Annotated in this window: 25 protein-coding genes; 20 read left to right on the top strand and 5 right to left on the bottom strand. The window is 74.6% G+C overall.

Translation table 11 applies throughout. From position 1 onward, the window contains the following. The 8 genes from ACH4NX_RS37605 to ACH4NX_RS37570 form a co-directional block, all read left to right on the top strand. On the top strand, positions 1-132 hold a 132-nt coding region (locus ACH4NX_RS37605), incomplete at its 5' end, for a carboxyl transferase domain-containing protein (protein WP_398130322.1). Positions 133-213: 81 nt separating this feature from the next. Further along, positions 214-819, top strand: a complete 606-nt coding sequence (locus tag ACH4NX_RS37600) for a ScbR family autoregulator-binding transcription factor (RefSeq protein WP_351400622.1) — start codon at positions 214-216, stop codon at positions 817-819. 243 nt (positions 820-1,062) lie between these two features. Next, on the top strand, positions 1,063-1,893 hold the full coding sequence (locus ACH4NX_RS37595; protein ID WP_351400623.1) for an AfsR/SARP family transcriptional regulator: 831 nt from the start codon (positions 1,063-1,065) through the stop codon (positions 1,891-1,893). Positions 1,894-1,907: 14 nt separating this feature from the next. Next, complete coding sequence (locus ACH4NX_RS37590; protein WP_351400624.1) at positions 1,908-2,552, top strand: ScbR family autoregulator-binding transcription factor; 645 nt, start codon at positions 1,908-1,910, stop codon at positions 2,550-2,552. A gap of 99 nt (positions 2,553-2,651) precedes the next feature. Further along, positions 2,652-3,443, top strand: a complete 792-nt coding sequence (locus ACH4NX_RS37585; protein WP_398130321.1) for a phosphopantetheine-binding protein — start codon at positions 2,652-2,654, stop codon at positions 3,441-3,443. A 17-nt stretch (positions 3,444-3,460) separates the two neighbouring features. Further along, entirely contained in the window at positions 3,461-5,275 is a 1,815-nt protein-coding gene (locus ACH4NX_RS37580; RefSeq protein ID WP_351400626.1) for a beta-ketoacyl synthase N-terminal-like domain-containing protein, read from the top strand. Beyond that, a complete protein-coding gene (locus ACH4NX_RS37575; protein WP_351400627.1) occupies positions 5,272-6,105 on the top strand; it encodes a 4'-phosphopantetheinyl transferase superfamily protein in 834 nt (277 codons plus the stop codon). The genes ACH4NX_RS37580 and ACH4NX_RS37575 overlap by 4 nt, the downstream gene beginning before the upstream one ends. Positions 6,106-6,121: 16 nt before the next feature. After that, entirely contained in the window at positions 6,122-8,422 is a 2,301-nt protein-coding gene (locus ACH4NX_RS37570; protein ID WP_398130320.1) for an AAA family ATPase, read from the top strand. A 17-nt stretch (positions 8,423-8,439) separates the two neighbouring features. On the opposite strand, the gene ACH4NX_RS37565 is transcribed toward ACH4NX_RS37570, so the two are convergent. The 3 genes from ACH4NX_RS37565 to ACH4NX_RS37555 form a co-directional block, all read right to left on the bottom strand. After that, on the bottom strand, positions 8,440-10,188 hold the full coding sequence (locus ACH4NX_RS37565; RefSeq protein WP_398130319.1) for a 3-hydroxyacyl-CoA dehydrogenase family protein: 1,749 nt from the start codon (positions 10,186-10,188) through the stop codon (positions 8,440-8,442). Continuing rightward, on the bottom strand, positions 10,185-11,537 hold the full coding sequence (ccrA, locus tag ACH4NX_RS37560) for a crotonyl-CoA carboxylase/reductase (protein ID WP_351400630.1): 1,353 nt from the start codon (positions 11,535-11,537) through the stop codon (positions 10,185-10,187). The genes ACH4NX_RS37565 and ccrA overlap by 4 nt, the downstream gene beginning before the upstream one ends. A 177-nt stretch (positions 11,538-11,714) precedes the next feature. After that, a complete protein-coding gene (locus ACH4NX_RS37555; protein WP_351400631.1) occupies positions 11,715-12,761 on the bottom strand; it encodes an AfsR/SARP family transcriptional regulator in 1,047 nt (348 codons plus the stop codon). Positions 12,762-13,175: 414 nt separating this feature from the next. Here ACH4NX_RS37555 and ACH4NX_RS37550 point away from each other — a divergent pair, with 414 nt between their 5' ends. The 7 genes from ACH4NX_RS37550 to ACH4NX_RS37520 all read left to right on the top strand — a co-directional run bounded on the left by ACH4NX_RS37550 (position 13,176) and on the right by ACH4NX_RS37520 (position 19,982). After that, positions 13,176-13,997: an AfsR/SARP family transcriptional regulator gene (locus ACH4NX_RS37550; RefSeq protein ID WP_351400632.1), complete on the top strand. Its 822-nt coding sequence runs from the start codon at positions 13,176-13,178 to the stop codon at positions 13,995-13,997. Positions 13,998-14,106: 109 nt separating this feature from the next. Beyond that, complete coding sequence (locus tag ACH4NX_RS37545) at positions 14,107-14,871, top strand: alpha/beta fold hydrolase (RefSeq protein ID WP_351400633.1); 765 nt, start codon at positions 14,107-14,109, stop codon at positions 14,869-14,871. A 10-nt stretch (positions 14,872-14,881) separates the two neighbouring features. After that, a complete protein-coding gene (locus ACH4NX_RS37540; protein ID WP_398130318.1) occupies positions 14,882-16,147 on the top strand; it encodes a beta-ketoacyl-[acyl-carrier-protein] synthase family protein in 1,266 nt (421 codons plus the stop codon). Beyond that, positions 16,144-17,400, top strand: coding sequence for a beta-ketoacyl synthase N-terminal-like domain-containing protein (locus ACH4NX_RS37535; protein WP_398130317.1), 1,257 nt, complete (start codon positions 16,144-16,146; stop codon positions 17,398-17,400). The genes ACH4NX_RS37540 and ACH4NX_RS37535 overlap by 4 nt, the downstream gene beginning before the upstream one ends. Before the next feature lie 73 nt (positions 17,401-17,473). Next, the gene (locus ACH4NX_RS37530) at positions 17,474-17,737 is read left to right on the top strand and encodes an acyl carrier protein (protein WP_351400636.1); all 264 of its coding nucleotides are present in this window, start codon (positions 17,474-17,476) and stop codon (positions 17,735-17,737) included. A 14-nt stretch (positions 17,738-17,751) separates the two neighbouring features. Further along, a complete protein-coding gene (locus tag ACH4NX_RS37525) occupies positions 17,752-19,074 on the top strand; it encodes an FAD-dependent monooxygenase (RefSeq protein ID WP_398130316.1) in 1,323 nt (440 codons plus the stop codon). Continuing rightward, entirely contained in the window at positions 19,071-19,982 is a 912-nt protein-coding gene (locus ACH4NX_RS37520; RefSeq protein WP_351400638.1) for an MBL fold metallo-hydrolase, read from the top strand. The genes ACH4NX_RS37525 and ACH4NX_RS37520 overlap by 4 nt, the downstream gene beginning before the upstream one ends. 46 nt (positions 19,983-20,028) lie before the next feature. On the opposite strand, the gene ACH4NX_RS37515 is transcribed toward ACH4NX_RS37520, so the two are convergent. Both ACH4NX_RS37515 and ACH4NX_RS37510 read right to left on the bottom strand, forming a co-directional pair. Further along, the gene (locus tag ACH4NX_RS37515) at positions 20,029-20,487 is read right to left on the bottom strand and encodes a nuclear transport factor 2 family protein (protein WP_351400639.1); all 459 of its coding nucleotides are present in this window, start codon (positions 20,485-20,487) and stop codon (positions 20,029-20,031) included. Positions 20,488-20,501: 14 nt separating this feature from the next. Then, positions 20,502-20,963, bottom strand: coding sequence for a nuclear transport factor 2 family protein (locus ACH4NX_RS37510; RefSeq protein WP_351400640.1), 462 nt, complete (start codon positions 20,961-20,963; stop codon positions 20,502-20,504). Between the two features lie 129 nt (positions 20,964-21,092). Between ACH4NX_RS37510 and ACH4NX_RS37505 the strand changes: the two genes are divergently transcribed. The 5 genes from ACH4NX_RS37505 to ACH4NX_RS37485 all read left to right on the top strand — a co-directional run bounded on the left by ACH4NX_RS37505 (position 21,093) and on the right by ACH4NX_RS37485 (position 26,848). Beyond that, positions 21,093-23,012: an AMP-binding protein gene (locus ACH4NX_RS37505; protein WP_398130315.1), complete on the top strand. Its 1,920-nt coding sequence runs from the start codon at positions 21,093-21,095 to the stop codon at positions 23,010-23,012. Then, positions 23,012-24,709: an FAD-dependent oxidoreductase gene (locus ACH4NX_RS37500; protein ID WP_398130314.1), complete on the top strand. Its 1,698-nt coding sequence runs from the start codon at positions 23,012-23,014 to the stop codon at positions 24,707-24,709. The genes ACH4NX_RS37505 and ACH4NX_RS37500 overlap by 1 nt, the downstream gene beginning before the upstream one ends. Next, positions 24,706-25,488, top strand: coding sequence for a 3-oxoacyl-ACP reductase FabG (gene fabG / locus ACH4NX_RS37495; protein ID WP_398130313.1), 783 nt, complete (start codon positions 24,706-24,708; stop codon positions 25,486-25,488). Before ACH4NX_RS37500 ends, fabG begins: the two co-directional genes overlap by 4 nt. A 25-nt stretch (positions 25,489-25,513) precedes the next feature. Continuing rightward, positions 25,514-26,470 (top strand): aromatase/cyclase, encoded by a 957-nt coding sequence (locus ACH4NX_RS37490; RefSeq protein WP_398130312.1) that lies wholly within the window; start codon positions 25,514-25,516, stop codon positions 26,468-26,470. Positions 26,471-26,593: 123 nt separating this feature from the next. Continuing rightward, positions 26,594-26,848, top strand: a complete 255-nt coding sequence (locus tag ACH4NX_RS37485) for an acyl carrier protein (RefSeq protein WP_351400645.1) — start codon at positions 26,594-26,596, stop codon at positions 26,846-26,848. The last annotated feature ends 7 nt before the right edge of the window (positions 26,849-26,855 follow it).

Below are 26,855 nucleotides of genomic sequence, written 5' to 3'. Positions count from 1 at the left end.
GCCGAACGCGGCCTGGTCGACGACGTCATCGACCCCGCCGAGACCCGCGAGGTGCTCATCAAGTCCCTGGCGATGCTCCACACCAAGCACGCCGACCAACCTTCCCGCAAGCACGGCAACCCCCCGCAGTGAACGGACGAACGACAGGCGCGGCAAGACGGCACGGGGTGCCCTGCGCGCCGTGGAACCAGGGCCCCAGCCAGGAGACGATTGATGGTCAAGCAGGAGCGGGCGCTCCGTACTCGCCAGGCGCTGATCCGCGCCGGGGCCGAACTCTTCGCGAGGGAAGGGTTCGCGGCGGCCTCGCTGTCGACGATCAGCAGATCGGCAGGGGTCAGCAACGGCGCCCTGCACTTCCACTTCGAGAACAAGAGGGCGTTGGCGCGGGCCGTCGAGGAGGAAGCCCTGGCGACGCTGCGCCGGATCCTCCAGGAGGCGCTGGACCGGAACGCGGGCGCACTGCCCGCCCTGGTGGACGCGACGTACGGCCTGGTGGGCCGCATCGCCGACGACGCCGTCGTACGGGCCGGCTTCGAGCTCGGTGACGACCCCGGCCGGGATGAGGGCGCCTCGCTCCGGCGGGAGTGGCAGCTCTGGGTCGAGGAGACGGTCGGGCATGCCGAGCGGGACGGCTGGCTCGCCCCGGGCGTCTGTGCCGCCGACGCCGCGACCGCCGTCGTGGCCGCCACGGTGGGCTTCGAGGTACTCGGCGGCGAGGACAAGTCGTGGCTGGCGGAGGAGCGGGTCGAGGGCTTCTGGAAGCTGCTGCTGCCCCGCCTGACGGAGCGCCACGGCCTGGTCATCGCAGGCAGAGGGTAGCGAAGCGGGCTCGAAGCGGGCTCGAAGCGGCTGTTAAGCAACTCAAAAAGAGACCGTGGAGTCGCCTGGAATATCCCTATTTGCACGGGTCGTCTAGGGGCCGAGTGGCACTCAAGCGTGGTGCGTAGAATTAAACAGCGCAGTTGGTTTGGTATTGACAAACCATCCGTCCTGTTTTTTAGTTGGGTCATGCCAGAAAGCGGCTGTGTCAGGACGACTCATGCAGGGACTAGGGGAGACGGCATGGACATCGACGTTCTGGGGGCGCTCGGCGTCAGGGAGAACGGCATCTCGGTCACCCCGACGGCGCCGAAACCGCGTCAGGTGCTCGCGCTGCTCGCCCTCCAGGCGGACCAGGTGGTGCCTGTCCGGACACTGATAGACGAACTGTGGGGCGAACGGCCGCCGCGCAGCGCGCGCACCACGCTCCAGACGTACGTGCTCCAGATCCGGGAACTGATCTCGGCCGCCCTCCGGCACGATCCCGAGAACGCCGTGGGACGCACCGCCAAGGACGTGCTCGTCACCCTGCCGGGCGGGTACCTGCTCAACACGTCGGACGGCACCAGTGACGTCCGCGAGTTCGAGCGGCTGGCCGGCCTGGGCTACCGGGCCATGGACGCCGACGACTTCGCGGGCGCGGCCCGCCATCTGCGCGACGCCCTGGGACTGTGGACCGGGGGCGCGCTGGCCGACGTGCAGACCGGACCCCAGCTGGAGATCGAGACCAGGCGGCTGGAGGAGACCCGGCTGTGCGCGCTGGACCAGCGCTTCGAGGCCGATCTGCGGCTGGGACGCCACCGCGAACTGCTGGGTGAGCTCACCGTGCTCGTCAGCCGCTACCGCACCCACGAGAACCTGCACGGCCAGCTCATGCTCGCCCTGCACCGTTCCGGCCGGCGCAGCGAGGCACTCGAGGTCTACCAGCGACTGCGCAACGCGCTGGTCCGGGAACTCGGCCTCGAACCGTCCGCGGGCCTGCGCCGTATGCAGCGCTCGATCCTCATGTCGGGCCCCGAGTCCGTGCCGGTCGGCGCGGCAGCCGGTGGCGAGCGGCTCAGCCGGGTCGGGTAGGCGGGGGAACAGCCATGCAGGCCAGGTCGGAGAGGACGCGACGCAGGCTGGTCCGCGCCGGGGCGCGGATGTTCGACCGGAACGGCTACGCCAGCGCCTCACTCGAACAGATCGCGGACGCGGCGGGTGTCACCAAGGGAGCCCTGTACTTCCACTTCGCCTCCAAGGACGGATTGGCCGACGCCGTACAGGAACAGGCGCACGCCGTGCTGCGCGACTTCGTGCACCGGCAGCGCGAGGCCGGAGTGCCGGCCGTACAGAGCCTCATCGACACGTCGCACTGGCTGACGCGGGTGCTGCACGAGGACCCCGTGGTCCGGGCCGGCCTGCGCATCACCGACGAGTGCACCGGACGGCAGCCCCCGGTCGCCGACGTCCGCCAGGCGTGGACCAGCGAAGTACTGCGGCTGGTCACCCGCGCCCGCAAGGCCGGCGAACTGCGCGAACACCTCGGCGCTCAGGGACCCGAGACCGCGCTGTCCGCGGCCGTGTGCGGACTGGCGGTGCTCTCCGGTGCCGGGGAGCACCCCGACGGGCCCGGACTCCGGGTCGCGGCGCTGTGGGAGTTCCTGCTGCCCGCCCTGGTCCCCGCCGAGCACGTGGGGCGCTACGACGTCCATTCCACGAGCCTGTGCCCACGGCCCGCGGAGGTGGCCTGACCGTGGCCGCCGCCTTGCCGCCCGTCTCCCGCGCGTGCCGGCCTCACCAACGACCCGTCCGTCACCGGCCCTCCGGAACGGAACCCCAGGAGTCAGACCATGTCCTATGACAGCAGCCGGACACGTCCGCCCACGGCCTTCGAGCCGCCCCCCGACGACCTGCTGACCGAACTCGTCGGCATCCTCGCCGCCGTCCTGCACCTCAAGTCCGAGAAGATCGACCCGGAACAGACCTTCCGGTCGCTGGGGCTCGACTCGCTGCTCACCGTCGAGTTCGTCGCCACCGTCAACGCGCGCTACGGCACCGCGGTCAAACCCGACGCGCTGTTCGACCAGCCCACCCCGCTGGCCTTCGCCCGGCACGTGACCCGTGAACGGGGAGCCTCGGGCCACCCCCGGGCCGGGACGCCGGTCCACCCCGGCGCGCGGCTCGCCCAGCCCCCGGCACCGGCCTGCTCGGCGCCGGGGCCCACGACGCCGGCGGCGCCGGAACCGGGACGGCAGCGGCCCGGCGCGCCGGCCGGACCGGCCCGGACCGACGCCTCGGCGCGGGAGGCGGTGCTGGAGGTGCTGCGCGAGGAACTCGCCCGCATCCTGTGCTGCGACCCCTGGGAGATCAGTACCACGGCCGCCTTCAACGTCCTGGGCATCGACTCCATCCTCGGCGCGCAGTTCGTGGCGACGATCAACGAGATCTACGGCACGCGGGAGCGCGCCGTCTCGCTGTACGACCACCCGGACCTCGCGGTGATGGCCGCACACATCACCTCCGTCACCGACCCCGGGCCGGCCCCGGGCGGGGTTCCGGACCTGGCGGACCTCCTCGACGCCGTGCGCGACGACCGGATCTCCGTGGACGACGCCCTCGCCCTGCTGCCCCGGCGGGCCTGAACGGACCGGTGTGCCCGATGGACGAACGTGAGATCCTCACCCGGTTCAAGGCCGGAGCCCTCGGCCGGGACGACGCCGCCCGCCTGCTGACCGGAGCGCGGCAGGCCGGGACCGAAGCCCCGCTCCCGTCGGCCCGGCCGGACACCGCGCTCCCGCGTGCCCGTACGGACGCCGTGGCCCCGCCCGCCGATCCGTACGCCGCGCCGAGTGCCGTGCCGCCCCGTGACGGCCCCGCCGTGGACGACCGCTACGCCGTCGTCGGCATCGCCGGCCGCTACCCCCTCGCCCCCGATCTGCACGCCTACTGGGACAACCTGCGAACGGGCCGTGACACGTCCTCGGCCGTGCCCGCCACCCGGCCCGGCCTCGCCCCGTCGGCACCCGGCCGGCGCGGACACTTCCTCGACGGCGTGGCCGAGTTCGACCCCGAGTTCTTCGGCGTCGCACCCGTCGAGGCCGCCCTGACGGACCCGCAGGAGCGGCTCTTCCTGGAGGTCGCCTGGGAAGCGCTGGAGGACGCGGGATACACCGGCTCCCGGCTGGACGCCCTGACCGCCGCGGGCGGACAGGCGCGCGCCATGGGCGTGTTCGTCGGAGCGAGCAGCCACGACTACGCACTCCTGGCCGCGGCGGCCTGGGCCGCCGACGGACGGACCACACCCTCGGCGGGCCACTGGGGCCTGCCCGGCCGGCTGGCCGCGTCACTGGAGCTGACCGGGCCCGCACAGGCCGTCGACACCGCCGAGTGCTCCGCCCTCACCGCCCTCCACCTCGCCGTCGGCGCGCTGCGCCGCGACGAGTGCGCGGCAGCCGTGGTGGGAGGCGTCGAACTGCTGCTGCACCCCTCACGTGTCAGGGACGGCGCCGGCGAGGGCGTCGGTGCCGTGGTGCTCAAACCGTTGCGCCGCGCACTCGCGGACGGGGACCGTGTGCACGCCGTCGTCCGCGACACCGCCGGCGGCCACACCGTCCGGCGCCGCGGCCGGCCGGACGCCGCCGCACCCCACCGGACGAGCGGAGCGCACGAGTCCCGCGAGACGACCTCACGGCGGATCGGATCGGCCGGCGCGGTCACCGGGATCGCGGCCCTGACCGCCGCCGTGCTCCAGGTGCGGCACGGGGTGCTCGTGCCCGGCGCCGGTGAGACCAGGGAGGTTCCGTGGCCGCGGCCGTGCGACGAGGCGGGACGAGAGGTGCCGCGTACCGCCACGGTCGAGATCGTGGCCGACGGCGGCGCCGTGGCGCGGGCCGTGGTCGAGGAGTACCCGGGGGCGTTGCCCGGCGCGGCGGACACCGACGGGGACGGAGGGCCACTTCTGCTGTCCGCTCCGACCCCCGCCCATCTCGCCGCCACCGCCCGTCGGCTGGCCGACTGGCTGTCCGAAACCGCGGACGCCGGCCGCCCGGCGGCAGGCCCCCCGCCCGCGGGCGTGGCGCGTGCCCTGCGCGTGGGGCGCGCCGCCATGCCGTGCCGGATCGCCCTGCCCGCGTCGGACGTACCCGGGCTCGTCGCCGTGCTGCGGCACTACGCGGACACCGGGGGCGTCGGCGACGAGGCCGGCACGGCCGATCTGCGCGACGGCGGAGGAGACCCACTGGGCCTCAACGACCTGCCGGAGACCCGCGACTACCTCGCCGCCCTGTGGCGCGCCGGACGCACCGCGCACCTGGCCCGGCTCTGGCTGAACGGCGTCGACGTCGACTGGGCCGCACTGGAGGCCGCGTCGCCGTGGACGGCACCCGCCGAGCCGCCGCCACCGTCCGCCCGGCTGCGCCGGCCGCTGTGGCTGGGCGCGGACGGCGCCCCGGAGGAACCGGAGCCGAACGGATGACGACCGAAGTCCTCGCGGCCGGCGCCGCCCCGGCCCTCCGGGACCGGCCCGAGCCCGTGAAACTGTGGTTCTGCCCCAACGACGAGCTGGCCCCGGGCATCGCGGCCATCCTGGCCCGGCACTGGCTGGACGAACACGAGCAGGAGATCGCCGGCCGGTTTCTCTTCGAACGCGACCGGCGCCAGTACCTGGTGGCGCACTCCCTCGTACGGCGCGTACTCGCCCTGGAGAGCGGGCTGCCGGAGGCCGAGGCCGTCATCTGGCGGTCCTCGCGCGGCCGGCCGTTCCTGCAGAAGCCGCCGGACGGGCTGCCCCGCGGCGGCCGCGATCTGGACTTCAACCTCTCGCACGCGGGCGGTCACAACCTGCTCGGTGTGGTGCGGCGCCACCGTATCGGCGTGGACGTGGAGCGTCTCGACCGCGGCGACCAGGGCTTCGACACGATTCTGGAGACGTTCGCCGCACGGGAGCGGGACTGGGTCACGCGGGCCGCCCCAGGCCGCCCCCGCGACCGGCGGCTGCTGCGGCTGTGGACGCTGAAGGAGGCGTACTCCAAGGCGCGCGGGCTGGGTCTGGGCCTGCCCTTCGACGCGTTCTCCTTCACGCTGGCAGAGGACCGGGGCGTCCTCGGCTTCCAGCCGCCCGAGAACGACACCGAGCGGCGGTGGCGGTTCGTCGAGCTGGAGCCGGTGCCCGACGTGCTGGTCGCGGTGGCCGTCCTGGCCGACTCCGACGCGCCGCCCGTCCTCCAGCTCCACCACGGCTTCCCGTGGGGCCGGTCCGCCCCGCGGCTGGTGACCCTGCCCGAGCCGGTGCCGGCGACGGGATGAACGCGAGGGGACGGCTGTGGAGCTGATCGGGCGCGAGGACCGACTCCGGCTGCTGGAGGGTCTGCTGACGGACGCCCGGCAGGGGCGGGGGAGCGCCGCCGTGATCACCGGCAGCCCGGGCACCGGCAAGAGCGCGGTGCTGCGAGCCTTCGCCGACCGGGCCGCCGGCGCCGGCGCGACGGTGCTGAGCGCCTGCGCGACCGAGGCCGAGTCGGAACTGCCGCTCGGCGTGGTGGGCCAACTCCTCAGCAGCGCCGCCGGCACGGGCCCCGCGCCCGGCGGAGCCGGTGACGGGGACGCGAGCCGGCCCGAGGCGCTGTACGAGGCGCTGCGCGCGCTCGGCGCCCGGCGGCCCCTGGTCGTGACCGTGGACGACGTCCACCACACGGACGAGCCGTCCGCCCGCTGCCTGCTCTACCTGTGCGGGCGACTGGCCGCCACCGGCATCCTGCTGGTGCTGGCCGGACGGCCCCGGACGGCGCCCTCGCTGCCACTGGCCGAGGTGCTGCGGCACCCGCGCTGCGTGCCCGTGCCCCTGCGCACCCTGTCCGAGGACGCGGTCGCCGAGTTCCTGCGCGCCGGCCCGGCGGGCACCGGCGACGCGGAGGCGGCCCGGCGGCCGGCCGCCGACTGGCACCGCTTCACGGGCGGCAACCCGCGGCTGCTGCACGGTCTGCTGGCGGACCACCGGGACTGCGGACCGGTGCGTCCGACCCGGCCCGTCGCCGGCACCGCCTTCCGGCGCGCCGTCGTCGGCTGCCTGCCCGGCGCGGAAACCCCCGTGACGCAGACCGCCAAGGCCCTGGCCGTGCTCGCGGACCAGGTGACCCTGACGCTGCTCGCCCGGTTCCTGGGCGTGCCCGAACGGGCCGTGGTCCCGCGTCTGGCCGCGCTCGAGGCGACCGGACTGCTCGACGCGGGCCGCCTGCGCCATCAGGGGGTGAGCGCCGCCGTACTGGAGTGGCTGACCGCCGAGGAGAGCGCCCGGCTGCACGCCCGCGCGGCCCGTGTGCTCTACGACCACGGCGCCGAACCGCCCGCCGTGGCCGGTCACCTCGTCGCCGCCGAAGCCGCCCGGGCCGCCGACGGCGGCGCCGGCGACACCCCGGCATGGGCCGTCCCGGTGCTGGCGGAGGCGGCCCGGCACGCGATGCCGGCCGGGCAGGCGCGCCGCGCCGCCGAGTTCCTGCGCACCGCCCACCGCCTGCGCGACGGCGGGCGGCGCCCCGACGGCATGCTGACCGCGCTCGCCCGGGCCGAGTGGGAGAGCGATCCGGCGTCCGTCATCCGCCATCTGCCCGCCCTGGAGCGCGACCTCGCCGCAGGCCGCCCGGACGACGGGCGCTGGGCCGAGGCGGCGGCCCTGCTGCTGTGGCACGGCCGGTACGAAACGGTGGCCCGGGGCGCGGCCGGCGCCGGGGACGGCCCGCGGGCCCGGGAGGTGAGGACCGCGCTCGGCCACCTGTGCCCAGGTGCGGGCCGGACGAGCGCGGAGCCCGACCCCGACGCCGTGGAGCGGGTGCTGGAGTCGGTCGCCCACGCCCTCGCGCCACCGCCCTCCGTACCCGCCCTGCTCGTCGCCCTGTTGTACGCCGGTGAGACGGAGCGGGCCGCGCGGTGGTGCGAACTGACCGCCGGTGCGCAGCCGGCCGGCACCACCGCGGCCCGGCAGGCCGTCGCGGTGGCCGCGGCCGCCGTGCTGCACGTCCGCACGGGCTCGTACGACACCGGCGCGGCACACGCGGCACGGGCGCTGTCCCTGATGTCGCCCGCGGCCTGGGGCGTGGCCGTGGGCATGCCGCTGGCGGCGGGCGTGCGGGCGGCGACCGCACGGCAGGAGCACGAGGAGGCGGCCCGGCTGCTGCGCGTACCGGTGCCGGACACCATGTTCCGTACCCGGGCCGGGCTGCACTACCTGCTGGCCAGGGGCGGTCATCTGCTGGCCGCCGGACGGGCGCGGACCGCGCTCGCCGACTTCCACGCCTGCCGCGACCTGCTGGCCGACTGGGGTGAGCCGGCGCGGGACGGAACGGACTGGCACACTCCCGCCGACGAGGCGCTGCGCCGCCTCGGCGACACCCAGGACGGCGACCCGGCCGCCGTACTCACCCGGGCCGAGCGGCGCGTGGCGATGCTCGCCGCGGCCGGCTGCACCAACCGGGCCATCGCCGCCCGGCTGTACGTCACGCCCAGCACCGTCGAGCAGCACCTGACGCACGTCTACCGCAAGCTGCGCGTGACCTCGCGGGGCGACCTGGCGCGGTTGTCCGCCGTCCACCCCGCCGGGACGGCCGGCACCGCTCCCCAGGTGTACTGACCCGTGGCCGGTCCCGGTCAGCGGGCGGCGGTGCGCAGGCCCCGTTGGTTCTTGCGGCCCAGCAACCCGGCCGACACGAGATCGGCGAGGGCGTCGGAGGGCTCGTGCTCCGGCGTCTCGAAGTGGTCGAACAGACGGTGCTGGATGGCGAGCGAGACGTCCAGGCCGATGGTGTCCAGCAGTGCGAACGGGCCCATGGGATAACCGAATCCGCGCTCCACGGCGGCGTCGGTGCGCTCGACGACGCGGTCGTCCGCGCCGGGACGGTCCAGCAGCGCCAGGGCCGCTCCGAGGTAGGGGAAGAGCAGGCTGTTGACGATGAAGCCGGTGCGGTCGGGGCACTCCACCACGGTCTTGCCCAGCCCGCGGCAGAAGGCGCGGGCGGTGGCGAGCGCGCCGGGGTCCGTGCCGGGCGCGTGCGCCAGCTCCACCAGCCGCATCACCGGTGCCGGATTGAAGAAGTGCACGCCGACGACGTCGGCGGGCCGGCCGGACGCCTCGGCGCAGGCGGCCACGGACAGGCTGGACGTCGTGGTCGTCAGGACGGTGCCGGGAGCGCAGGCCTCGCCCAGCGCCGCGAACATCGCACGCTTGACGTCCGGGTCCTCGGCGACCGCCTCGATCACCAGGTCGCAGTCGGCGAACGCGTCCAACCCGGTGGCGGTTTCGAGCCGGTCCAGGGCCGCTTCCCGCGCGGCCGGGGCGACCTTGCCGCGGCGTACTGCCCGGGTGAGCGAGCCGGCGACGGACTCCAGCGCGGCGTCCGCCTTCGCCGCACTACGGGCCACCAGGACGGTGGGGTGACCGGCGAGGGCGGTGACCTCGGCGATCCCCCGGGCCATGGCACCCGATCCGAGGACGCCGACCCGGCGTACCGGCCGGGCGCCGGTCTCCTGCGGCGCGTCGCTCCGCTCGCGGACGGGGGCGCCGGTCTCGTCGTAGGTGTAGAAGCCGTCGCCGCTCTTGCGGCCCAGACGCCCGGCCGCGACCATCCGGCTGAGCAGCGGCGCCGGTTCGAAGGCGGTGTCGCCCGTGCGCCGCCACAGGTCCGTCAGGGCCGCGTGGGCGGTGTCGAGTCCGATCCGGTCCAGTGTCTCCAGCGGTCCCGCCGGCAGCCCGCAGCCCAGACGCATCGCGGTGTCGACGTCCTCGTGGGAGGCGTAGCCCTCGGAGCACAGGACGACCGCGCGGTTCAGCAGTCCGAGCACCAGGGCGGCCGCGTCGGCGGCGGGTCCCGCGCCGACCTCGACCTCGGTGAGTTCCGCCGAGGCCACCAGCTCGCGCACCGCGGCGGTGGCCTGCGCGGAGGTCAGACACGTCGGCACCGGCTCGGCGGGGCCGCCCGGGGCGGGCGGGGTGAACAGGCGCAGCCCGGCGAGGTCGGCGGGGCGCCCGCAGGCGATGCCCAGCCGGGCGACGGACAGGGTCGCCGTCGTGGTCAGCAGGGGGGTGCCGGGCGGGCAGACCTCGGTGATGCGGCGCAGCACCCCGGTCTTGACGGCCCGGTCCTCGGGGACGGCCTCTACGGCCAGGCGGACGCCGCCGAGCCGCGTCAGGTCGTCCGTGAGAACCGGGTCGGGTGTCCCTTCGGGGGCGGGCGAGGCCTTCGCACGGGTGCCGACCCGGGCGAGCGCGTCGAGGTCGGTGTCCACACCGACGACGGGGTGGCCCGCCGCGCGCAGCAGGAGCAACAGCGCCTCGCCCACGGAGCCGAGGCCGACGACGCCGATCGGTGCGGTGGGGGTGTGCGGGGTCTGCTGGGTCATGGGGTCGGAGCCTGCCCTTCGCGGAAGCGGTTGATGGCGCCGATGTGCCGGGCGCGCAGCTCGTGGTCGGTGACACCGAGGCCCTCCTCGGGCGCCAGGCACAGCACGCCGACCTTGCCCTGGTGGAGGTTGCGGTGGACGTCGTACGCCGCCTGGCCGGTCTCCTCCAGCGGGTACACCTTGGACAGCGTCGGGTGGATCCTGCCCTTGGCGACGAGCCGGTTGGCCTCCCACGCCTCGCGGTAGTTGGCGAAGTGGGAGCCGACGATGCGCTTCAGCGACATCCACAGGTAGCGGTTGTCGTACTCGTGCCGGAAGCCGGAGGTCGAGGCGCAGGTGACGATCGTGCCGCCCTTGCGGGTGACGTAGACGGAGGCGCCGAAGGTCTCGCGGCCCGGGTGCTCGAAGACGATGTCCACGTCCTCGCCGCCGGTCAGCTCGCGGATGCGCTTGCCGAACCGCTTCCACTCCTTCGGATCCTGGTTGTGCTCGTCCTTCCAGAACCGGTAGTCCTCCGCGCTGCGGTCGATGACCGCCTGGGCGCCCATCGCCCGGCAGATGCCGGCCTTCTGTTCGCTGGAGACCACACAGACCGGATTGGCGCCGCCGGCCAGCGCCAACTGCGTGGCGTAGGAGCCGAGTCCGCCGCTCGCGCCCCAGATGAGCACGTTGTCGCCCTGCTTCATCTGGGCGCCGTTGCGGGACACCAGCTGGCGGTACGCGGTGGAGTTGACCAGTCCCGGCGCCGCGGCCTCCTCCCACGTCAGGTGGGCGGGCTTGGGCATCAGCTGGTTGGACTTGACCAGGGCGAGCTCCGCCAGTCCGCCGAAGTTCGTCTCGAAGCCCCAGATGCGCTGCTCGGGGTCGAGCATCGTGTCGTCGTGCCCGTCGGCCGACTCCAGCTCCACCGACAGGCAGTGCGCCACCACCCGGTCGCCCGGCCTCCATCGGTTCACTCCCGGGCCGGTGCGCAGCACCACCCCGGCCAGGTCGGAGCCGAGGACGTGGTACGGCAGGTCGTGGCGGGCGGTGTGCGGCGACAGCCGGGCGTAGCGCTCCAGGAAGCCGAACGTGGGCAGCGGCTCGAAGATCGACGACCAGACGGTGTTGTAGTTCACCGAGGAGGCCATCACCGCGACCAGCGCCTCGCCGGGGCCCGGCAGCGGCACCGGCACCCGCTGGACGTGCAGTGACTTGCGGGGGTCCTTGTCCCTGGAGGTCATGCCCTCGAACATCGCCACGTCTTCGCGGCGCACGACGGCGCCCCGGTAGGACTCCGGCAGCCGCAGCCCTCCGAAGTCCTCCGACGAGGCGTCACCGCGGGCAACGGCATTGATGATCTCGTCCACGTGAGTTCCCGGTCCTCTCGCCACGGCTGCGCAACGGCACGTCGGACAGCAGCGTGGAACACCGGGGCGGTCCCCGGGCACCCCAGTCCACCCCCGGACTTCCGCCGGGACCGGTTCAGGGGGGAGGACAGGGGGCCCGGGGGGCCCGCCCGTGCGCATGCTGGTCCGGGCCGGTGGTCAGGGGGCGATCTTCTGGGGTGAGGGGCCGCCGGCGAGCCGCGCGACCATCGTGTCGTAGCGGCGTACGAGGGCCTCCTGGGAGCGGCTCAGTTCGTCGATGCGCCGTTGCAGGCGGGCGATCTCCCCACCCAGCTCCAGCGCCTCCGACAGGGTGGTGGGCCCGCCCCGGGGGAGCAGGTGGGGCGGTGCGGACAGGTCGGGGGCGTGGTTGAGGACCGCCTCCATCCGGGCACGCAGCGCCGGCCCCGGCTCGATGCCGAGCGCCTCCACCAGCCGCCGGCGGGCCCGCTCGTAGACCCCGAGGGCCTCGGCCTGGCGGCCACTGCGGTACAGGGCGACCATCAGCAGGTCGTAGAACCGCTCGCGCAGCGGGTGGTCGATGGTCAGCTTCTCCAGTTCGCCGGTGATCTGGCCGTGCTGGGCGCAGCACAGGCTCGCCTCGTACAGCGACTCCAGCGCCGTCAGCCGGTGTTCCTCCAGCCGGTCCGCCTCGCTCGTGCACAGGGGGCCGAGCCGGCTGTCCTGGAGGGCGGGACCGCGCCACAGGGACAGGGCGTGCCGCAGCAGCCGGACCGCGTACCCCGGGTCGGCCGACACCGCCGCCCGGCCCAGGGCGGACAGCCGTTGGAAGCGCTGGACGTCGGTGGTGGCGGGGCCCAGGCTCAGCAGGTAGCCGGTCGGCAGGGTGCTGATCCACTCGTGGCCGTCCGGGCCCTCACCCGTCTCGGGCAGCAGCCGGCGCAGCCGCGCCACATGGGCCTGCAAGGCGTTCGGGGCGTTCGTCGGCGGCCGGTCGCCCCAGAGCTCCTCGGTGAGCCGGTCGACGGACAGGAGGCGGTCGGCGTGCAGGACGAGCGCCGACAGGAGGGCCCGCTGCTTGGAACCCGAGGGAGCGATCTCCGCGCCCGTCGCGCCGTCGTGCAGCTCGACCGGTCCCAGCAGCCGGAACTCCCTCTCCCCGCCGGCCTCGGGCGCCGGCGGCCGGCGGCCGGTGGCCGTACCACCCCGCGCGATCGGCGGGGCACCGTCCGGTGGGTGTTCCATGAGGGCTCCCTTGTCGGTCGGTCGGCGGGCCGGCGGGTCGGTGGGCCGGCGGGCCGGTGGAAGGGCCGGGCCGTGGGCCGGTGCGCCGGCGGACCGGTGGTTCCCGGACCGGCCGGCCCGGGAACCGGAGGGATGTGATCCGGTCTGGTGACGGTCGGGGGGCACAGTGATGGGCTCTTCGGACGGTAGCCGTCGCGCGACGTCCCCGGCCGGGCCCGCGAGTCCCGCTCCAGCGGTCGTACAAGCGTTCTTGAGCAGGGCGTCGACAGGGCGGAAGTCGGCCTGTGGAGAGTCGCTCGAACGCCACTGGAGATACCGGGGGACACGGACCGGACGGGGCTAGCTTGCTCCACGGCCGACGGCTTTGAGCCACCGAGGGGCCTCGACCATTCCGACCGGTACGGGGAGGAAATCGTGGAGATACAGGTTCTGGGTCCGTTGCGCGCCGACGTCAACGGGGTCTCGATCGTTCCGACCGCGGGCAAGCCGAGGCAGATCCTCGCCCTGCTCGCCTTCTATCCGGGCCGGGTGATGCCCGTGCCCACGCTCATGGAGGAGATCTGGGGCACGAACATGCCGCAGAGCGCCATGACGACCATGCAGACGTACATACTCCAGCTGCGCCGCCGGCTCGGCACCGCGATGGGGCCCGACGCCCCCGGCGGGGCCAAGGAGGTGCTCGCCACCCGGCACGGCGGCTACCTGCTCCAGGTCCCGCCTCAGAGCGTCGACGTGCACCGCTACGAGCAACTGGTGACGGCCGGCCAGGCCGCCTTCGAGGAGGCCAGGGACGAAGAGGCCGCGGACCTGCTCCGCGACGCGCTGGCGCTCTGGCAGGGCCCTGCCCTGGTCGACGTCCGGGTGGGACCGATCCTGGAGATCGAGGTCATGCGGCTGGAGGAGAGCCGCCTGGGCACCGTCGAGCGGCGCATAGACGTCGACCTCAGGCTCGGCCGGCACGCCGAACTCATCGCCGAGCTCACCGACCTGGTCGCCCGTCACCCGCAGCACGAGGGGCTGCACTCGCAGGCGATGGTCGCGCTGTACCGCTCCGGACGGCAGGCCACGGCGCTGGACGTCTACCGCCGGCTGCGCGGCCGGCTGATCGAGGAACTGGGCGTGGAGCCGTCGCCGCAGCTTCAGCGGCTGCACCAGGCGATGCTCACCGTCGACCCGGCCCTCGACGTGGTGTGCGGCCCGCGCCGCACCTCCACCTTCAACCTGTACGCCGCCTGAGACCGACAGCGGCCCCAGGCCCGCCGGGCCCGGGCGCCCGCAGCCGCCGGGCGGGCGGCGTGGCCGCCGGGGTCCCGGACCAGTGCACCCCGCGAAGGAGGGACGGTTCATGTCCGACGCACCGCCGGTGCCGCTGCACTGCTTCGCGCACGCCGGCGCCGGGGTCTCCGTCTTCCACGGCTGGGCCGCCGGCCTGGGGGACGGCGCCCTGCCCGTGCCCCATCTGCTGCCGGGCCGCGACCGCCGGCGGCGCGAACCCCGGGCGACCGGACGCGACGCGCTGCTGGCCGACCTGCTGGACGGCTTCCGTTCACCCGCCGGCCCCTACGTGCTCTACGGCCACAGCCTGGGCGCGCTGGTCGCCTACACCCTCGCCCGGGCGCTGCACGAGGCCGGCCTGCCCACCCCGGCGCTGCTCGCCGTGGGCGCCTGCCCGCCCCCCGACGCCGCCTCCGTGCTCTCCGACGCCTGCCGGGAACCCCCGCAGCGCCTGCGGGACCTGCTCGACACCGTCGGCGCCGGCCCCAGGGACGCGGTCCCCGGCGGCCTGTGGCAGCGCAAGGTGCTGCCGGTGCTGCGCGACGACCTGGTCCTCGCCGACGCCCTGCGCGAGGCCGCCCGGCAGCCGGTGTCCGGCCGCCCGTTCCGGGTGCCGGTGCTGGTCGTCTCGGGCGCGGACGACCCGCTGGCACCGCCCTCGGCGATGGCCGGCTGGCATCGCTGGACGGCGGGACGGGTGGTCACCCGCACTCTGCCGGGAGACCACTTCTTCGTACGGGGGCATCCACTGCCCCGGCTGCTCGGGCGGACCTGCCGCGTCGTACGCCGAATGGCGGCGGGGCCCGCACCGTCGACCACCCAAGGACGAGCGTGAGGGACAGCCGATGAGACGAGTCGCCATCACCGGGATCGGGGTGGTCGCGCCCGGTGGCGTGGGCACCGCCGCGTTCTGGTCGCTGCTGACCGACGGACGCACCGCCACCCGGCCCATCACCCTTTTCGACGCCTCGGCGTTCCGGTCGCGGATCGCGGCCGAGGCCGACTTCGACCCCGCCCGGCACGGCTTCACCGCCGAGGAGGCCCGACGCCTGGACCGGGCCGCCCAGTTCGGGCTGGTCGCCGCCCGGGAGGCGGTCGCCGACAGCGGCCTGGACACCGCCGCGGCGGGGGAACGCACCGGCGTCGTGCTGGGCAGCGCCGTCGGCTGCAGCACCGGCCTGGACGAGATCTACGCGCACGTCAGCGAGCACGGCGCCGACTGGCGACTGGACCACACCCGGGCCGAGGCCCGGCTCGGCGACTACCTGGTGCCCAGTTCCCTGGCCGCCGAGGTCGCCCGGGACGCCGGTGCGCTGGGACCGGTCGCCGTCGTCTCCACCGGCTGCACGTCGGGCCTGGACGCGCTCGGCCACGCCGTCGGCCTCATCCGCGAGGGCAGCGCCGACGTGATGGTCGCCGGCGCCTCCGAGGCGCCGATCACCCCGATCACCCTGGCCTCCTTCGACGCCATCCGCGCCACCTCGGCCCGCAACGACGAGCCCGCGACCGCCTCGCGCCCCTTCGACCGCACCCGCAACGGCTTCGTCCTCGGCGAGGGCTGCGCCATGCTCGTCCTCGAGGAGTACGGACACGCGCTGCGGCGCGGGGCACCCGTGTACGCCGAGATCGCCGGGTTCGCCGGACGCTCCAACGCCTACCACATGACCGGACTGCGCCTGGACGGCGCCGAGATGGCGGAGGCCATCCGTATCGCGCTGCTGGAGGCACGGGTGAACCCCGACGACGTCGACTACGTCAACGCCCACGGCTCCGGCACCAAGCAGAACGACAAGCACGAGACCGCCGCCTTCAAACGCGCTCTGGGCGAGCACGCCCGCGAGGTCCCGGTCAGCTCCATCAAGTCGATGATCGGGCACTCGCTCGGCGCGATCGGTTCCCTGGAGATCGCCGCCTGCGCCCTGGCGATCAAGCACGACACCGTGCCGCCCACCGCCAACCTGCACGAGCCCGACCCGGACTGCGACCTCGACTACACGCCGCTGACCGCCCGGGAGCAGCGCACCGACACCGTGCTCAGCGTCGGCAGCGGCTTCGGCGGCTTCCAGAGCGCGATGGTCCTCACCGGCGGCCGGCCGGAGGTGGCCGCATGACCGCCGTCGCCGGACAGGAGAGAGGGCTGATCGGTGCCCGCGACGTGACGGCCGCCGTCACCGGCGTCGGTGTCGTGGCGCCCGGCGGCGTCGGCACCGAGGCCTGGTGGGACTCCGTGCTGCGCGGCCACAACGCCATCGGCCCCGTCACCCGCTTCGACGCCTCCGGCTGCCCCGCCCGGCTGGCCGGGGAGGTCCGCGGGTTCGCCGACGAGGAGCACGTCTCCGGACGGCTGCTGCCGCAGACCGACCGCGTCACCCGGCTCGCGCTCGCCGCCGCCGCCGAGGCGCTCGACAAGGCCGCGCTGGACCCCGGCCGGCTGCCCGACTACGCCGTCGGCGTGGTCACCGCCAACGCGGCCGGCGGGTTCGAGTTCGGCCAGCGGGAGCTCCAGGCCCTGTGGAGCCGGGGCAGCCGGCACGTCGGCGCCTACCAGTCGTTCGCCTGGTTCTACGCGGCCAACTCCGGCCAGATCTCCATCCGGCACGGACTGCGCGGACCCAGCGGCGTGGTCGTGTCCGAACAGGCCGGCGGCCTCGACGCCGTCGCCCAGGCACGCCGCCAGCTGCGCCGGGGCGTCCAGGCCGTGGTGACCGGCGGCGCCGACTCCACCCTGTGTCCCTGGGGCTGGACCGCGCACCTGGCCGCCGGCGGCATGAGCACCGCCGAGGACCCCGGCCGGGCGTACCTGCCGTTCGACGCCGGGGCGCGCGGTCACGTCGTGGGTGAGGGCGGCGCGCTGTTCGTCGTCGAGGACGGCGACGCCGCGCGCGCCCGGGGTGCCGACGTCCTCGGCCTCGTCGCGGGCTGCGCGGCCACCTTCGACCCCGCCCCCGGCACCGGCCGCCCCCGGCTGCTCGCCGCCGCCGAACTCGCCCTTGCCGACGCGGGAATCACCGCTGCCGAGGTGGACGTCGTGTTCGCCGACGCGGCGGGTGAACGGGCCGCCGACCGGGCCGAGGCGCAGGCGCTGACCACCCTGTTCGGGCCGTTCGGCGTGCCCGTCACCGCGCCCAAGTCGATGACCGGCCGGCTGCTGTCGGGCGGCTCGGCGGTGGACCTGGCGGCGGCCCTGCTCGCCCTGCGCGACCAGGTGATCCCGCCGACCGTCGGCACGTCCCGCGTCGCCGACGACTGCCCGGTGGACCTGGTGACCGGCCGGGCCCGCCCCGCCCGGCTGCGCACCGCGCTGGTCCTGGCCCGCGGCCGGGGCGGCTTCAACGCCGCGACGGTCGTACGGGCCGCCGGCTGACGACGACACCCGGGCCGGGCGACCGCGTCCGCTGCCCGGACCACCCACGGACCCAAGGAAGAAGAGGCACCTCGTGGACCGGCTGGAGCTCACCGAACTCACCGCCCTGCTGCGCACGTGCGCCGGCGAGGGAGAAGGCATCGACCTGAACGGCGACGTCCTCGACACGCCGTTCCTCGACCTGGGCTACGACTCGCTCGCCCTGCTCCAGGTCACCGGCATCATCGAGCGCGACCACGACGTCACGCTCGACGAGGAGGCGCTCGACGAGGCGGAGACGCCGCGCCAGTACCTCGACCTCGTCAACAAGGCCCTGTCCGCGCGCACCGCCGCCTGAAGGAGGACCACCTCATGACCTCGCCGGGCGTGCCCGAGATGAGCCGCGTCGACACACCGCGCGTCGACGTCTGTGTGGTCGGCGCGGGGCCCGCCGGGCTCGCGCTCACCCTGATGCTGCTGCGTTCCGGCGTCGAAGTGGCCCTGGTGGAGCGCTCCACCGGCCTGCGCCGCGACTTCCACGGCGAGATCCTCCAGCCCGGCGGACAGCGCGTCCTGGACGAACTCGGGGTGCTGTCCGCCGCCGGGGCCCGGGGCGCCCGCGAACTGGAGGGCTTCCAGGTCCTCCAGGACGAGCGGCTGCTGCTGGACATCGACTACCGGCGGCTGCCGGCGCCGTACGACTGTCTGCTCGCGCTGCCCCAGCGCCACCTGCTGGACGAACTCCTCGCCGCCTGCCGGTCCCTGCCCGGATTCACCTTCCTGGAGGGGCACCGCGTCTCCGGGCTGGTGCGCGAGGGCGAGCGGATCGCGGGCGTGGCGGCGCACCGGCGCGACGGCGGGACCACCACCGTGCGGGCCGGGGTCGTGGTCGGCGCCGACGGACGCCACTCCCGCACCCGGATGCTGGCCGGCATCGACGCGGGCCGCCGCGAGGCGTTCGACCAGGACGTGGCCTGGTTCGCGCTGCCCGCGCCGGGACGCGCCACCGGCGCGGTACGGGTGCACCGCACCGACACCGGCGCACTGCTCGTGCACGACACCCATCCGGACCGGCTGCGCGTCGGCTGGACCCTGCCGCACCGCACCTGGAACCGGGTCGCGGCCCGCGGCATCCACGACGTCCGCCGCGAACTGGCGGACGCCCTGCCCGCCTTCGCGGACCTGATCCACGAACATCTGCGCTCGCTGTCGGACCTCACCCTGTTCGACGTGTTCGCCGCGCAGGCCGGCCGGTGGGTGGACGACGGGCTGCTGCTGGTCGGCGACAGCGCCCACACCCACGGGCCGATCGGCGCGCAGGGCATCAACCTCGCCCTGCAGGACGCGGCCGCCGCGCACCCCGTCCTGCTCGACGCCGTGGGCGCGGGCGACGCGAGCCGGGACCGGCTGCTGCCCTACGAGCGACGGCGCAGGCCCGCGGCGGCCACCGTGCACCGGATCCAGCGGATCCAGGCCAAGGCGCTGCTGGGCCGCAGCGGCCCGGTCGCCACCCGGCTGCGCTCCCGGGCCGCCGCCGTGGTCACCCGCTCCCGGATCGGCGCGCTGATCACCCACCGCATCGCCTACGGCCCCGACCCGGCCACCGTGCGTACGGACCTGTTCAGCACGCCCGGGCCGGCGCCGGTGTCCGCGCCCGTGTCCGCGGCCGGCGTCGACGAAGGGAGCCGCGGATGAGCGCGCCGGGTGGTCCCGGGCGGCTGGTCGAGGTCGCCGACGGGGTGCACGCCCACATCCAGCCGGACGGCGGATGGTGCCTCAGCAACGCCGGGCTGCTCACCGACGCGGGCGAATCCGTCCTGGTGGACACCGCAGCGACCCGGGCACGCGCCCTGCGGCTGCGCGAGGCGGTGCTGCGGACCGAGCCGCGCCCGCCGCGCCTGCTGGTCAGCACCCACTTCCACGGTGACCACACCTTCGGCAACCACCTCTTCCCCGAGGCACTGGTCGTCGCCCACGAGCGGGCCCGGGACGACGTCACCGCGGCCGGGCTGCACCTGACCGGTCTGTGGCCCGACGTGTGCTGGGGCGACCTGGAGGTGGTGGCGCCCCAGCTGACCTACCGCGACCGGATGACCGTGCACGCGGGCGCGCTGCGCGCCGAACTGCTGCACCTCGGACCCGCGCACACGACCGGCGACACCGTCGTCTGGCTGCCCGAACGGCGGGTGCTGTTCACCGGCGACCTCGTCATGGCCGGGGTGACACCGTTCTGCCCGATGGGATCGGTCGCCGGGTCGATCGAGGCGCTGCGCACCCTGCGGGCCCTCGGCGCGCGCACCGTCGTCCCCGGCCACGGCCCGGTGGGCGGTCCGGAGCTGTTCGACGTCAACGAGGAGTACCTGCGCCGCCTCCAGCGGCTGGCCGCCGACGGCCTGGCCGCCGGGCTGGGCCCGCTGGAGACCGCCCGCGAGGCGGGCCCCGGCCCGTACGCCGACCTGCTCGACGCCGAACGGCTGGTGCCCAACCTGCACCGCGCCTTCCACGAGGCCCTGGGCGGCCGGCCCGGCGACCCGCTGGACATCCCCGCGCTGTTCGCCGAGATGACCCGCTACCACGGCGGGCTCCCCCTCTGCCGCGCCTGAACCGCGCCGGCCCCGGGAGCCGTCTCACCGCGCGGCGCGAAGCGGCTCAGAAGGACAGATGGTCCGGGACGGCCCGGCGCTCACGGGTGAGCAGCGCGCCGTCCTGGATCACCAGCAGGTCCTCCACCACGCTGCTCGGCCCGATGGCCGGCACCGGGTTCCAGGGCCGGGTGACGGCCACCAGCGTGTAGTACCGCGTGTGCAGCGCCCCGTCCGGGCGGACCGAGACGCGCAGCATGTTGTACCAGTGACGCCTGCGCACCTCCTCCGAGCGGAACCGCCGCTCGTGGGCGGCCACCAGCGCCGCCGCGATGGCCGCGCGCCCGTGGGCGGCCGGAACCGAGGGCGAGGGCGCGAAGACGCCGTCCTCGGTGAACGTCGCCGCGAACTCCTCCGCCCGCAGCTCGTCCAGCAGCACGACCTGGTCCGCGTAGAACTGCTGCACGCGCGCGTACAGGGCGGTCTCGTCGGTGGCGAGCCCTTTCCCGATGGTCTGCACCGTCATGTCGTCAGCCCCCTTCAGGCCAGGTCGTCCCGGGTGACCACACGTCGCCGGGTCTGCCACTCGCCGCCGTCGCGGACCAGCTCGTCCTCCATGACGCACACCCGCAGCAGCTCGGAGCCGCCGCACCGGGGGGTGACGTACACCAGGGCGTAGCAGCGGGTGCGCAGCGTCCCGTCCGGACCGGAGCGCACGTCGAGCATGCCGATCCAGTGCCGGTGCTGTTCGCCGCTGTCCTCCTGGCGGCGCCTGTTGCGCAGCACGTTGGCCACCAGGCCCGCCCGGCCGCGCACCGGCGCGTCCAGGGTCGGCACGCTGAAGACGGCGTCCTCGGTGAACGTCGCGGCCCAGCCGTCGGCGTCGTGCAGGTCGAACAGCTGCATCTGGTGCGCGTAGAACCGCTGCACCTGCGCGTACAGGTCGCCGAACCCCGTCTGCCCGGCGAGGCCTTCGAAGCGGTCGAGCGTCTCGGTGATCATGCGGACCAGCCTTTCGTTCCGTCGGATGCGCCCACTGTCCGCCGTCCGGATCGAGCATTCTTCGAACCTTCCTCAAGCGGTCCGGCAGAACGTGGTTAGCGCCCCCCGAGACCCGCTGGAGGACGAGCCGTGCCGAACCTCGCCTACCCCGACATGACGGTGGACGGCCTGCTGCGCTCGGCCGCCGTCCGTGACCCCGACGGGCTCGCCGTACGCACCGAACGCGGTGCCTGGACCTTCGGCGAACTGGACGCGCTGGCCGACCGGATCGCCGCGTTCGTGCGGCGCGAGACCGGGCGGCGTCCGGGAGCGCGCGTGGGCGTCGCCTCGGTGCTCGACCCGGTGTTCGCAGCCGCCTACCACGGAGTCGCGCGCGGCGGCGCCACGGTCGTCCTGATCAACCCGCTGATCGGTGACGACGGGCTGCGGCACGTCGTCACCGCCGCCGGCGTCGAACTCGCCCTGGTGCCCTCGGCCACCGCCGCACGGCTGGTCCGGCTGCGCGGCGCCCTGCCCGCCCTGGACACCGTCGTGGTGACCGACCCCGCCGACGGCGGGGTACCGGCCGGCTGCCTGCCGCTGGACACGGCCCTGGACGGCGCGGCCGGGCCCGCCCTCGGGCGCCCGGGCGGCGCGGATCCGGACGCGGTCGCCTGCGTGCAGTTCACCACCGGCACCACCGGCCGCCCCAAGGGCGTCCTGCTCACCCACCGCAACCTGGTCGCCAACGCCCGGCAGACCGCCCTCGCGCACGGCCTCGGACCCGGCTCGGTCACCGTCAACCACCTGCCGCTCTACCACGTCATGCACCTCAACAGCGCCCTGGACGCGGGCGCCTGCCAGGTCCTGTGCCAGGACCCCGACCCGGTGACGTCACTGGCCGTCGCCGCCGGCACCGGCGCCACCCACTACTACGGGCTGCCCGCCCGCCTGCACCGGCTCGCCGCCGACGAGCGGCTGCCCCGCACCGCCCCCGCCGCCCGCGGCGGCACCCGGCTCACCGCGGTCCTGTCCGGCGGCTCGGCGCTGCTGCCCGAGGCCGCGCGCACCCTCGGCGACCTGCTCGGCGTTCCGGTCGTGCAGGGCTACGGCATGGCCGAGCTGTCCCCGCTCACCCACTGCCAGCGGCCCGGCCTCCCTCACCGGCCCGGCACCGTCGGCACTCCCGTGCCCGGGACCGAGTGCCGGCTGGTGGACCTCGCCACCCGCCGTCCGGTCGAGCCCGGCTCCCTCGGGGAGGTGCAGGTCACCGGGCCGCAACTGATGGCCGGCTACCTCGGCGAGCAGACCCGCACCCCCATCGGCCCGGACGGCTGGTTCAGCACCGGGGACATCGGCTCGGTCGACGACGACGGCACGCTGCGACTGGTGGACCGGGTCGACGACATCTTCAAGTACGACAACGAGATCGTCTCGCCCGGCCGCGTCGAGCGGGTCCTCGCCCGGGACCCACGGGTCGCCGACTGCGTCGTCGCGGGCCTGCGCGACCCCGAGCACGGCCGGGCGGCCTGGGCGGGCGTCGTCCTGCGCGAGGACCCGGGCGCGCGGGCCGCTGACGACGTGCTGCACCGGGTCGTCGCGCGCGCCAACGAACAGCTCGCGCCCTTCGAACACGTCCGGGCCGCCGAAGTCCTGTCCGCCGTACCGCGCACCCCCACCGGCAAACCGGCACGCGGCCGTGTGCGCCAGACGCTCGCCGAGCGGGCCGCGTTCCGCACCGGGCCCGCACTCCGCCCCTTCGACCTCCTCCAGGAGCAGACCATGGTGACCTTCGTCAACAAACTGACCGTGCACGGCGACCTCGACACCTTCCTCGCCGTCAAGCACAAGCTCACCGCCTACATGGCCGCCCAGCCCGGCTACGTCAGCCACCAGGTCATGCGGCACGCCTGGCACTCCAACGTCTACCTGGAGCTGGCCGTCTGGGAGGACGCCGACGCGCACCAGAAGGCCGTGCGCAGCGACGAGTTCCAGTCACTGGTCAAGCAGCTCGGCCCGCTCGCCAGCCCCGAGCCCGGGCTGTTCGAGACGGTGGAGGCGAGCGCCTGATGGCCGCCCCCGGGCAGCCCCGAGCCGTCGTCGTGGGCGCCGGCCCCGTCGGCCTGACCGCCGCCCACGAACTCGCCCGCAGAGGCGTCGCGGTGCGCCTGATCGACGCCGCCGACGGACCCGCGCGCACCAGCCGGGCCGTGGCCGCGCACCCGCGCACCCTGGAGACGTTCGCCCAGATGGGCATCGCCGACGCCGTGGTCGCGCGGGGCCGCCGGAACCGGGCCTTCACCATGTTCTCCCGCGGCCGCCGCCTGGTGCGCCTGGAGGCGGACTACTCCACGATGCCGACCTCCCACCCGTACTCGCTGATCGTCGCCCAGACGGACACCGAGGCCGAGCTGCGCCGGGCCGTGGCCCGGCACGGCGTCGACATCGAGTGGGGAACCCGCCTGACCGCCTTCGAGCAGGACGACGACCGGGTGGTGCTGCGGCTGATACGCGACGGCCACGAAGAGGTCGTCGAGACCTCGTGGCTGGTCGGCTGCGACGGCGGGCACAGCACGGTGCGCAAGCTGCTCGGGCTGGAACTGCTCGGGGAGACCAGCGAGACGTGGATGCTCGCCGACGCGCCCGTCGACATCGACCTGCCGCCCGACACCATCTACTGGGCCCACACCGGCAGCCAGGCGATGATGATGGTGCCCTACGCCCGAGACGGGTACTGGCGGCTGCTCGACACCGCCCCCGGCCCCGGGGCCGCCGACGACGTCGCCGCGCGGTTCGGCGCCAAGCTGTCGGCCGGACTCGGACGTACGGCGCGGGTGGGTGAACCGGAGTGGACCTCCGTCTTCACCTTCCAGCAGCGGATGGTCCGGCGGATGCAGCAGGGCCGGGTCTTCGTCGCCGGAGACGCCGCCCACGTGCACAGCCCCGCCTCCGGCCAGGGCATGAACACCGGCATCCAGGAGGCGTACAACCTGGCCTGGAAGCTGGCCCAGGTCGAGCAGGGGCACGCCGGACGGGAACTGCTGGAGAGCTACAGCGAGGAGCGGGTGCCCATCGGCGAGGCGCTGCTCGGCTCCACCCGCACCGCCACCGTCCTGGTCCAGCTCAAGAACCTGATGGCGTCGGTCGCGCTGCCCGTCGTCTTCACCGTCGTCCGCAACGTGCCGCCACTGCGACGGGCCATCCAGCGCAAGGTGCTGGGCGGCATGTCCGGGCTGCGCATCGGCTACCTCCAATCCTCACTGACCAGCCCCGACCCGCACCCGCACCTCTCCGGCGCCGGGCCCGCGCCCGGTGAGCGGGTCACGGCCGCGCGGGTCCACGACTCGCGCGTGCCCGGCTTCTGCGCCCTGCACGAGGAACTGCGGGACCCCCGCTGGTCGCTGCTGCTGGCCGCCGGGGGCACCGGACCGGGCGACGGGCCCACCGGCGTGGCCGTCACCGCCGCCGTGCAGTACGGCGAGTGGCTGTCCGTCCGGACCCTGGGCGGCGGCCCCACCGAGGGCCCCGCCCCGCTCACCGACCCGGACTCCGCGCTGCGCCGGGCGCTCGGCCTGGCGGCCGGCTGCTGGGTGCTGGTGCGCCCGGACGGCTACGTCGCCGCGCGCGGCCGTTCCCTGACCCGCACCGCGCTGGAGCAGTCGCTGGCCCCGCTGCGGCCGGCCACCCGGCTCGCCGGGCAGCCGCCCCGCGAGCCGGACGTCGTACGCCCCGCACCCGCACCCCGCACGAAGGAGGACCGAACGTGACCGCACAGCCCCCCCTCGCCCTCGTCACCGGCGGCACCAGCGGCATCGGACTGGCCGTGGCCCGCGAACTGGGCCGCGCGGGCCACCGCGTCTTCCTGTGCGCGCGCACCGACGCCGACGTCAAGCAGACCGTCGAGGAACTGCGGGCCGAGGGCCTGGAGGTGGACGGCAGGGCCGCCGACGTGCGCTCCCGCACCTCGGTTGCCGACCTGGTGCGCGCCGCGGTGGAGACGTACGGGCCCGTCACGGTCCTCGTCAACAACGCCGGACGCAGCGGTGGCGGCGTCACCGCCGACCTCACCGACGACCTCTGGTACGACGTCATCGACACCAACCTCAACAGCGTGTTCCTGGTGACCCGCGAGGTACTCAAGAACGGCGGCCTGGCCGGCGCCGCCCACGGACGGATCGTCAACATCGCGTCCACCGCCGGCAAGCAGGGCGTCCTGCTCGGTGCCCCCTACAGCGCCTCCAAGCACGGTGTGGTCGGCTTCACCAAGGCGCTGGGCCGCGAACTCGCCCCCACGGGCGTCACCGTCAACGCGGTCTGTCCGGGCTACGTCGAGACGCCGATGGCGTCCCGCGTACGGCAGGGGTACGCCACCGCCTGGGACACCACCGAGGACGCGGTGCAGGAGCAGTTCGAGGCGAAGATCCCCCTCGGCCGCTACTCCACGCCGCAGGAGGTCGCCGCACTCGTGGCCTATCTGGCCTCCGGGCCGGCCGCGTCCATCACCGCGCAGGCGCTCAACGTCTGCGGCGGACTGGGCAATTTCTGAAACAACGTCAGGGAAGAGGTGTGTGGTGACGGGTGAGCGCGTGCACAGGACGTCGCACTCGACCGAGGTGGACGCACCGGCCGGGATCGTCTACGGACTGATCGCGGACGCCGTGCGGTGGCCGCTGTTCTTTCCACCGAACGTCCACGTGGAGCGGCTGGAGACGGACGGTACCAACGAGCGGCTGCGGATGTGGGCGACGGCCAACGGCCAGGTGCGGTCCTGGATCTCGCAGCGGGTGCAGGACCCGGCGACCCGGCGGGTGGAGTTCCGCCAGTCGCATCCGCAGGCGCCGGTGGAGACGATGCACGGAACCTGGGCGGTCGAGGAGCTGCCGGGCGGCACCACGCTGCTGACCCTGCTGCACGACTTCACCGTGTACGGCGACCGGGCGCAGGACGTGGACTGGGTGGAGCGGGCCGTCGACACCAACTCCCGGGCCGAGCTGGCCAGCCTGAGGCAACTCGCCGAACGCTGGCGGCGCTTCGACACACTGGTCCTGTCCTTCGAGGACTCGGTCCACGTGGACGCTCCCGCCGAACCGGTCTACGACTTCCTCTACCGGGTCGGCGACTGGCCCCGGCTGATCCCCCACGTGTCCCGGCTGGAGGTCACGGAGGACGCACCCGGCGTCCAGGTCATGGCGATGGACACGCTCACCGCGGACGGCACCTCGCACACCACCGAGTCCGTGCGGATCTGCTTCCCGCACGCCGGCCGCATCGTCTACAAGCAGACGGCCACGCCCGCGCTGATGGAGGCGCACACCGGTGAGTGGTCCGTGGTGTCCGACGGCAGCGGGACGACCGCCGTGGCGCAGCACAGCGTGGTGCTGCGCGAGGACGCCGTCGAACGCGTCCTGGGCCCGGGCGCGGACCTCGCGCAGGCCCGCCGGTACGTCCGCGAGGCACTCGGCCGCAACTCCACGAACACCCTGGAACTGGCCCGGGAACACGCCGAGTCAACGGTGCGGTCCGGGTGAACGGCCGGTGCGCCCGGGGTCCATCGCGGCTCCGGGCGCACTCCAGCGCCGGCCTGGACAGTCGATGCCGGGAGCCTTCGACGGACCCCCGGCGGGGCCACCGCGACGACAGGACGGTGAGCGATGAGCACGGACGCCAGGGCCAGGACGGCGGCCTACCTCTCCAGGTTCTTCCCGGTCCACGACCTCGGGGACGACGACGACATCTTCGAGCTGGGCTACGTCAGTTCCCTGTTCGCGATGCAGCTGGTCGCCTTCGTGGAGCGCGAGTTCGGCGTCACGGTGGAGGACGAGGACATGGATCTGGAGCACTTCCGCACCCTCCGCGCACTCGACGCCTTCGTCGCACGGAAACTGTCCGCGCGCGCGGGAGTCTGACGGCCCG

The sequence above is a fragment of the Streptomyces sp. NPDC017225 genome, from assembly GCF_044331465.1.
GTDB lineage: Bacteria > Actinomycetota > Actinomycetes > Streptomycetales > Streptomycetaceae > Streptomyces.
This window is presented reverse-complemented; position numbering and strand designations above follow the sequence as displayed.

Coding starts and splice junctions, on each gene's coding strand:
- ACH4NX_RS37545 (WP_351400633.1), top strand. CDS start 14,107: ATGTCCGACGCACCGCCGGTGCCGCTGCACTGCTTCGCGCACGCCGGC.
- ACH4NX_RS37525 (WP_398130316.1), top strand. CDS start 17,752: ATGACCTCGCCGGGCGTGCCCGAGATGAGCCGCGTCGACACACCGCGC.
- ACH4NX_RS37520 (WP_351400638.1), top strand. CDS start 19,071: ATGAGCGCGCCGGGTGGTCCCGGGCGGCTGGTCGAGGTCGCCGACGGG.
- ACH4NX_RS37540 (WP_398130318.1), top strand. CDS start 14,882: ATGAGACGAGTCGCCATCACCGGGATCGGGGTGGTCGCGCCCGGTGGC.
- ACH4NX_RS37555 (WP_351400631.1), bottom strand. CDS start 12,761: ATGGAACACCCACCGGACGGTGCCCCGCCGATCGCGCGGGGTGGTACG.
- ACH4NX_RS37590 (WP_351400624.1), top strand. CDS start 1,908: ATGCAGGCCAGGTCGGAGAGGACGCGACGCAGGCTGGTCCGCGCCGGG.
- ACH4NX_RS37580 (WP_351400626.1), top strand. CDS start 3,461: ATGGACGAACGTGAGATCCTCACCCGGTTCAAGGCCGGAGCCCTCGGC.
- ACH4NX_RS37515 (WP_351400639.1), bottom strand. CDS start 20,487: ATGACGGTGCAGACCATCGGGAAAGGGCTCGCCACCGACGAGACCGCC.
- ACH4NX_RS37575 (WP_351400627.1), top strand. CDS start 5,272: ATGACGACCGAAGTCCTCGCGGCCGGCGCCGCCCCGGCCCTCCGGGAC.
- ACH4NX_RS37600 (WP_351400622.1), top strand. CDS start 214: ATGGTCAAGCAGGAGCGGGCGCTCCGTACTCGCCAGGCGCTGATCCGC.
- ACH4NX_RS37500 (WP_398130314.1), top strand. CDS start 23,012: ATGGCCGCCCCCGGGCAGCCCCGAGCCGTCGTCGTGGGCGCCGGCCCC.
- ACH4NX_RS37565 (WP_398130319.1), bottom strand. CDS start 10,188: ATGACCCAGCAGACCCCGCACACCCCCACCGCACCGATCGGCGTCGTC.
- ACH4NX_RS37485 (WP_351400645.1), top strand. CDS start 26,594: ATGAGCACGGACGCCAGGGCCAGGACGGCGGCCTACCTCTCCAGGTTC.
- ACH4NX_RS37585 (WP_398130321.1), top strand. CDS start 2,652: ATGTCCTATGACAGCAGCCGGACACGTCCGCCCACGGCCTTCGAGCCG.
- ACH4NX_RS37595 (WP_351400623.1), top strand. CDS start 1,063: ATGGACATCGACGTTCTGGGGGCGCTCGGCGTCAGGGAGAACGGCATC.
- ACH4NX_RS37535 (WP_398130317.1), top strand. CDS start 16,144: ATGACCGCCGTCGCCGGACAGGAGAGAGGGCTGATCGGTGCCCGCGAC.
- ACH4NX_RS37510 (WP_351400640.1), bottom strand. CDS start 20,963: ATGATCACCGAGACGCTCGACCGCTTCGAAGGCCTCGCCGGGCAGACG.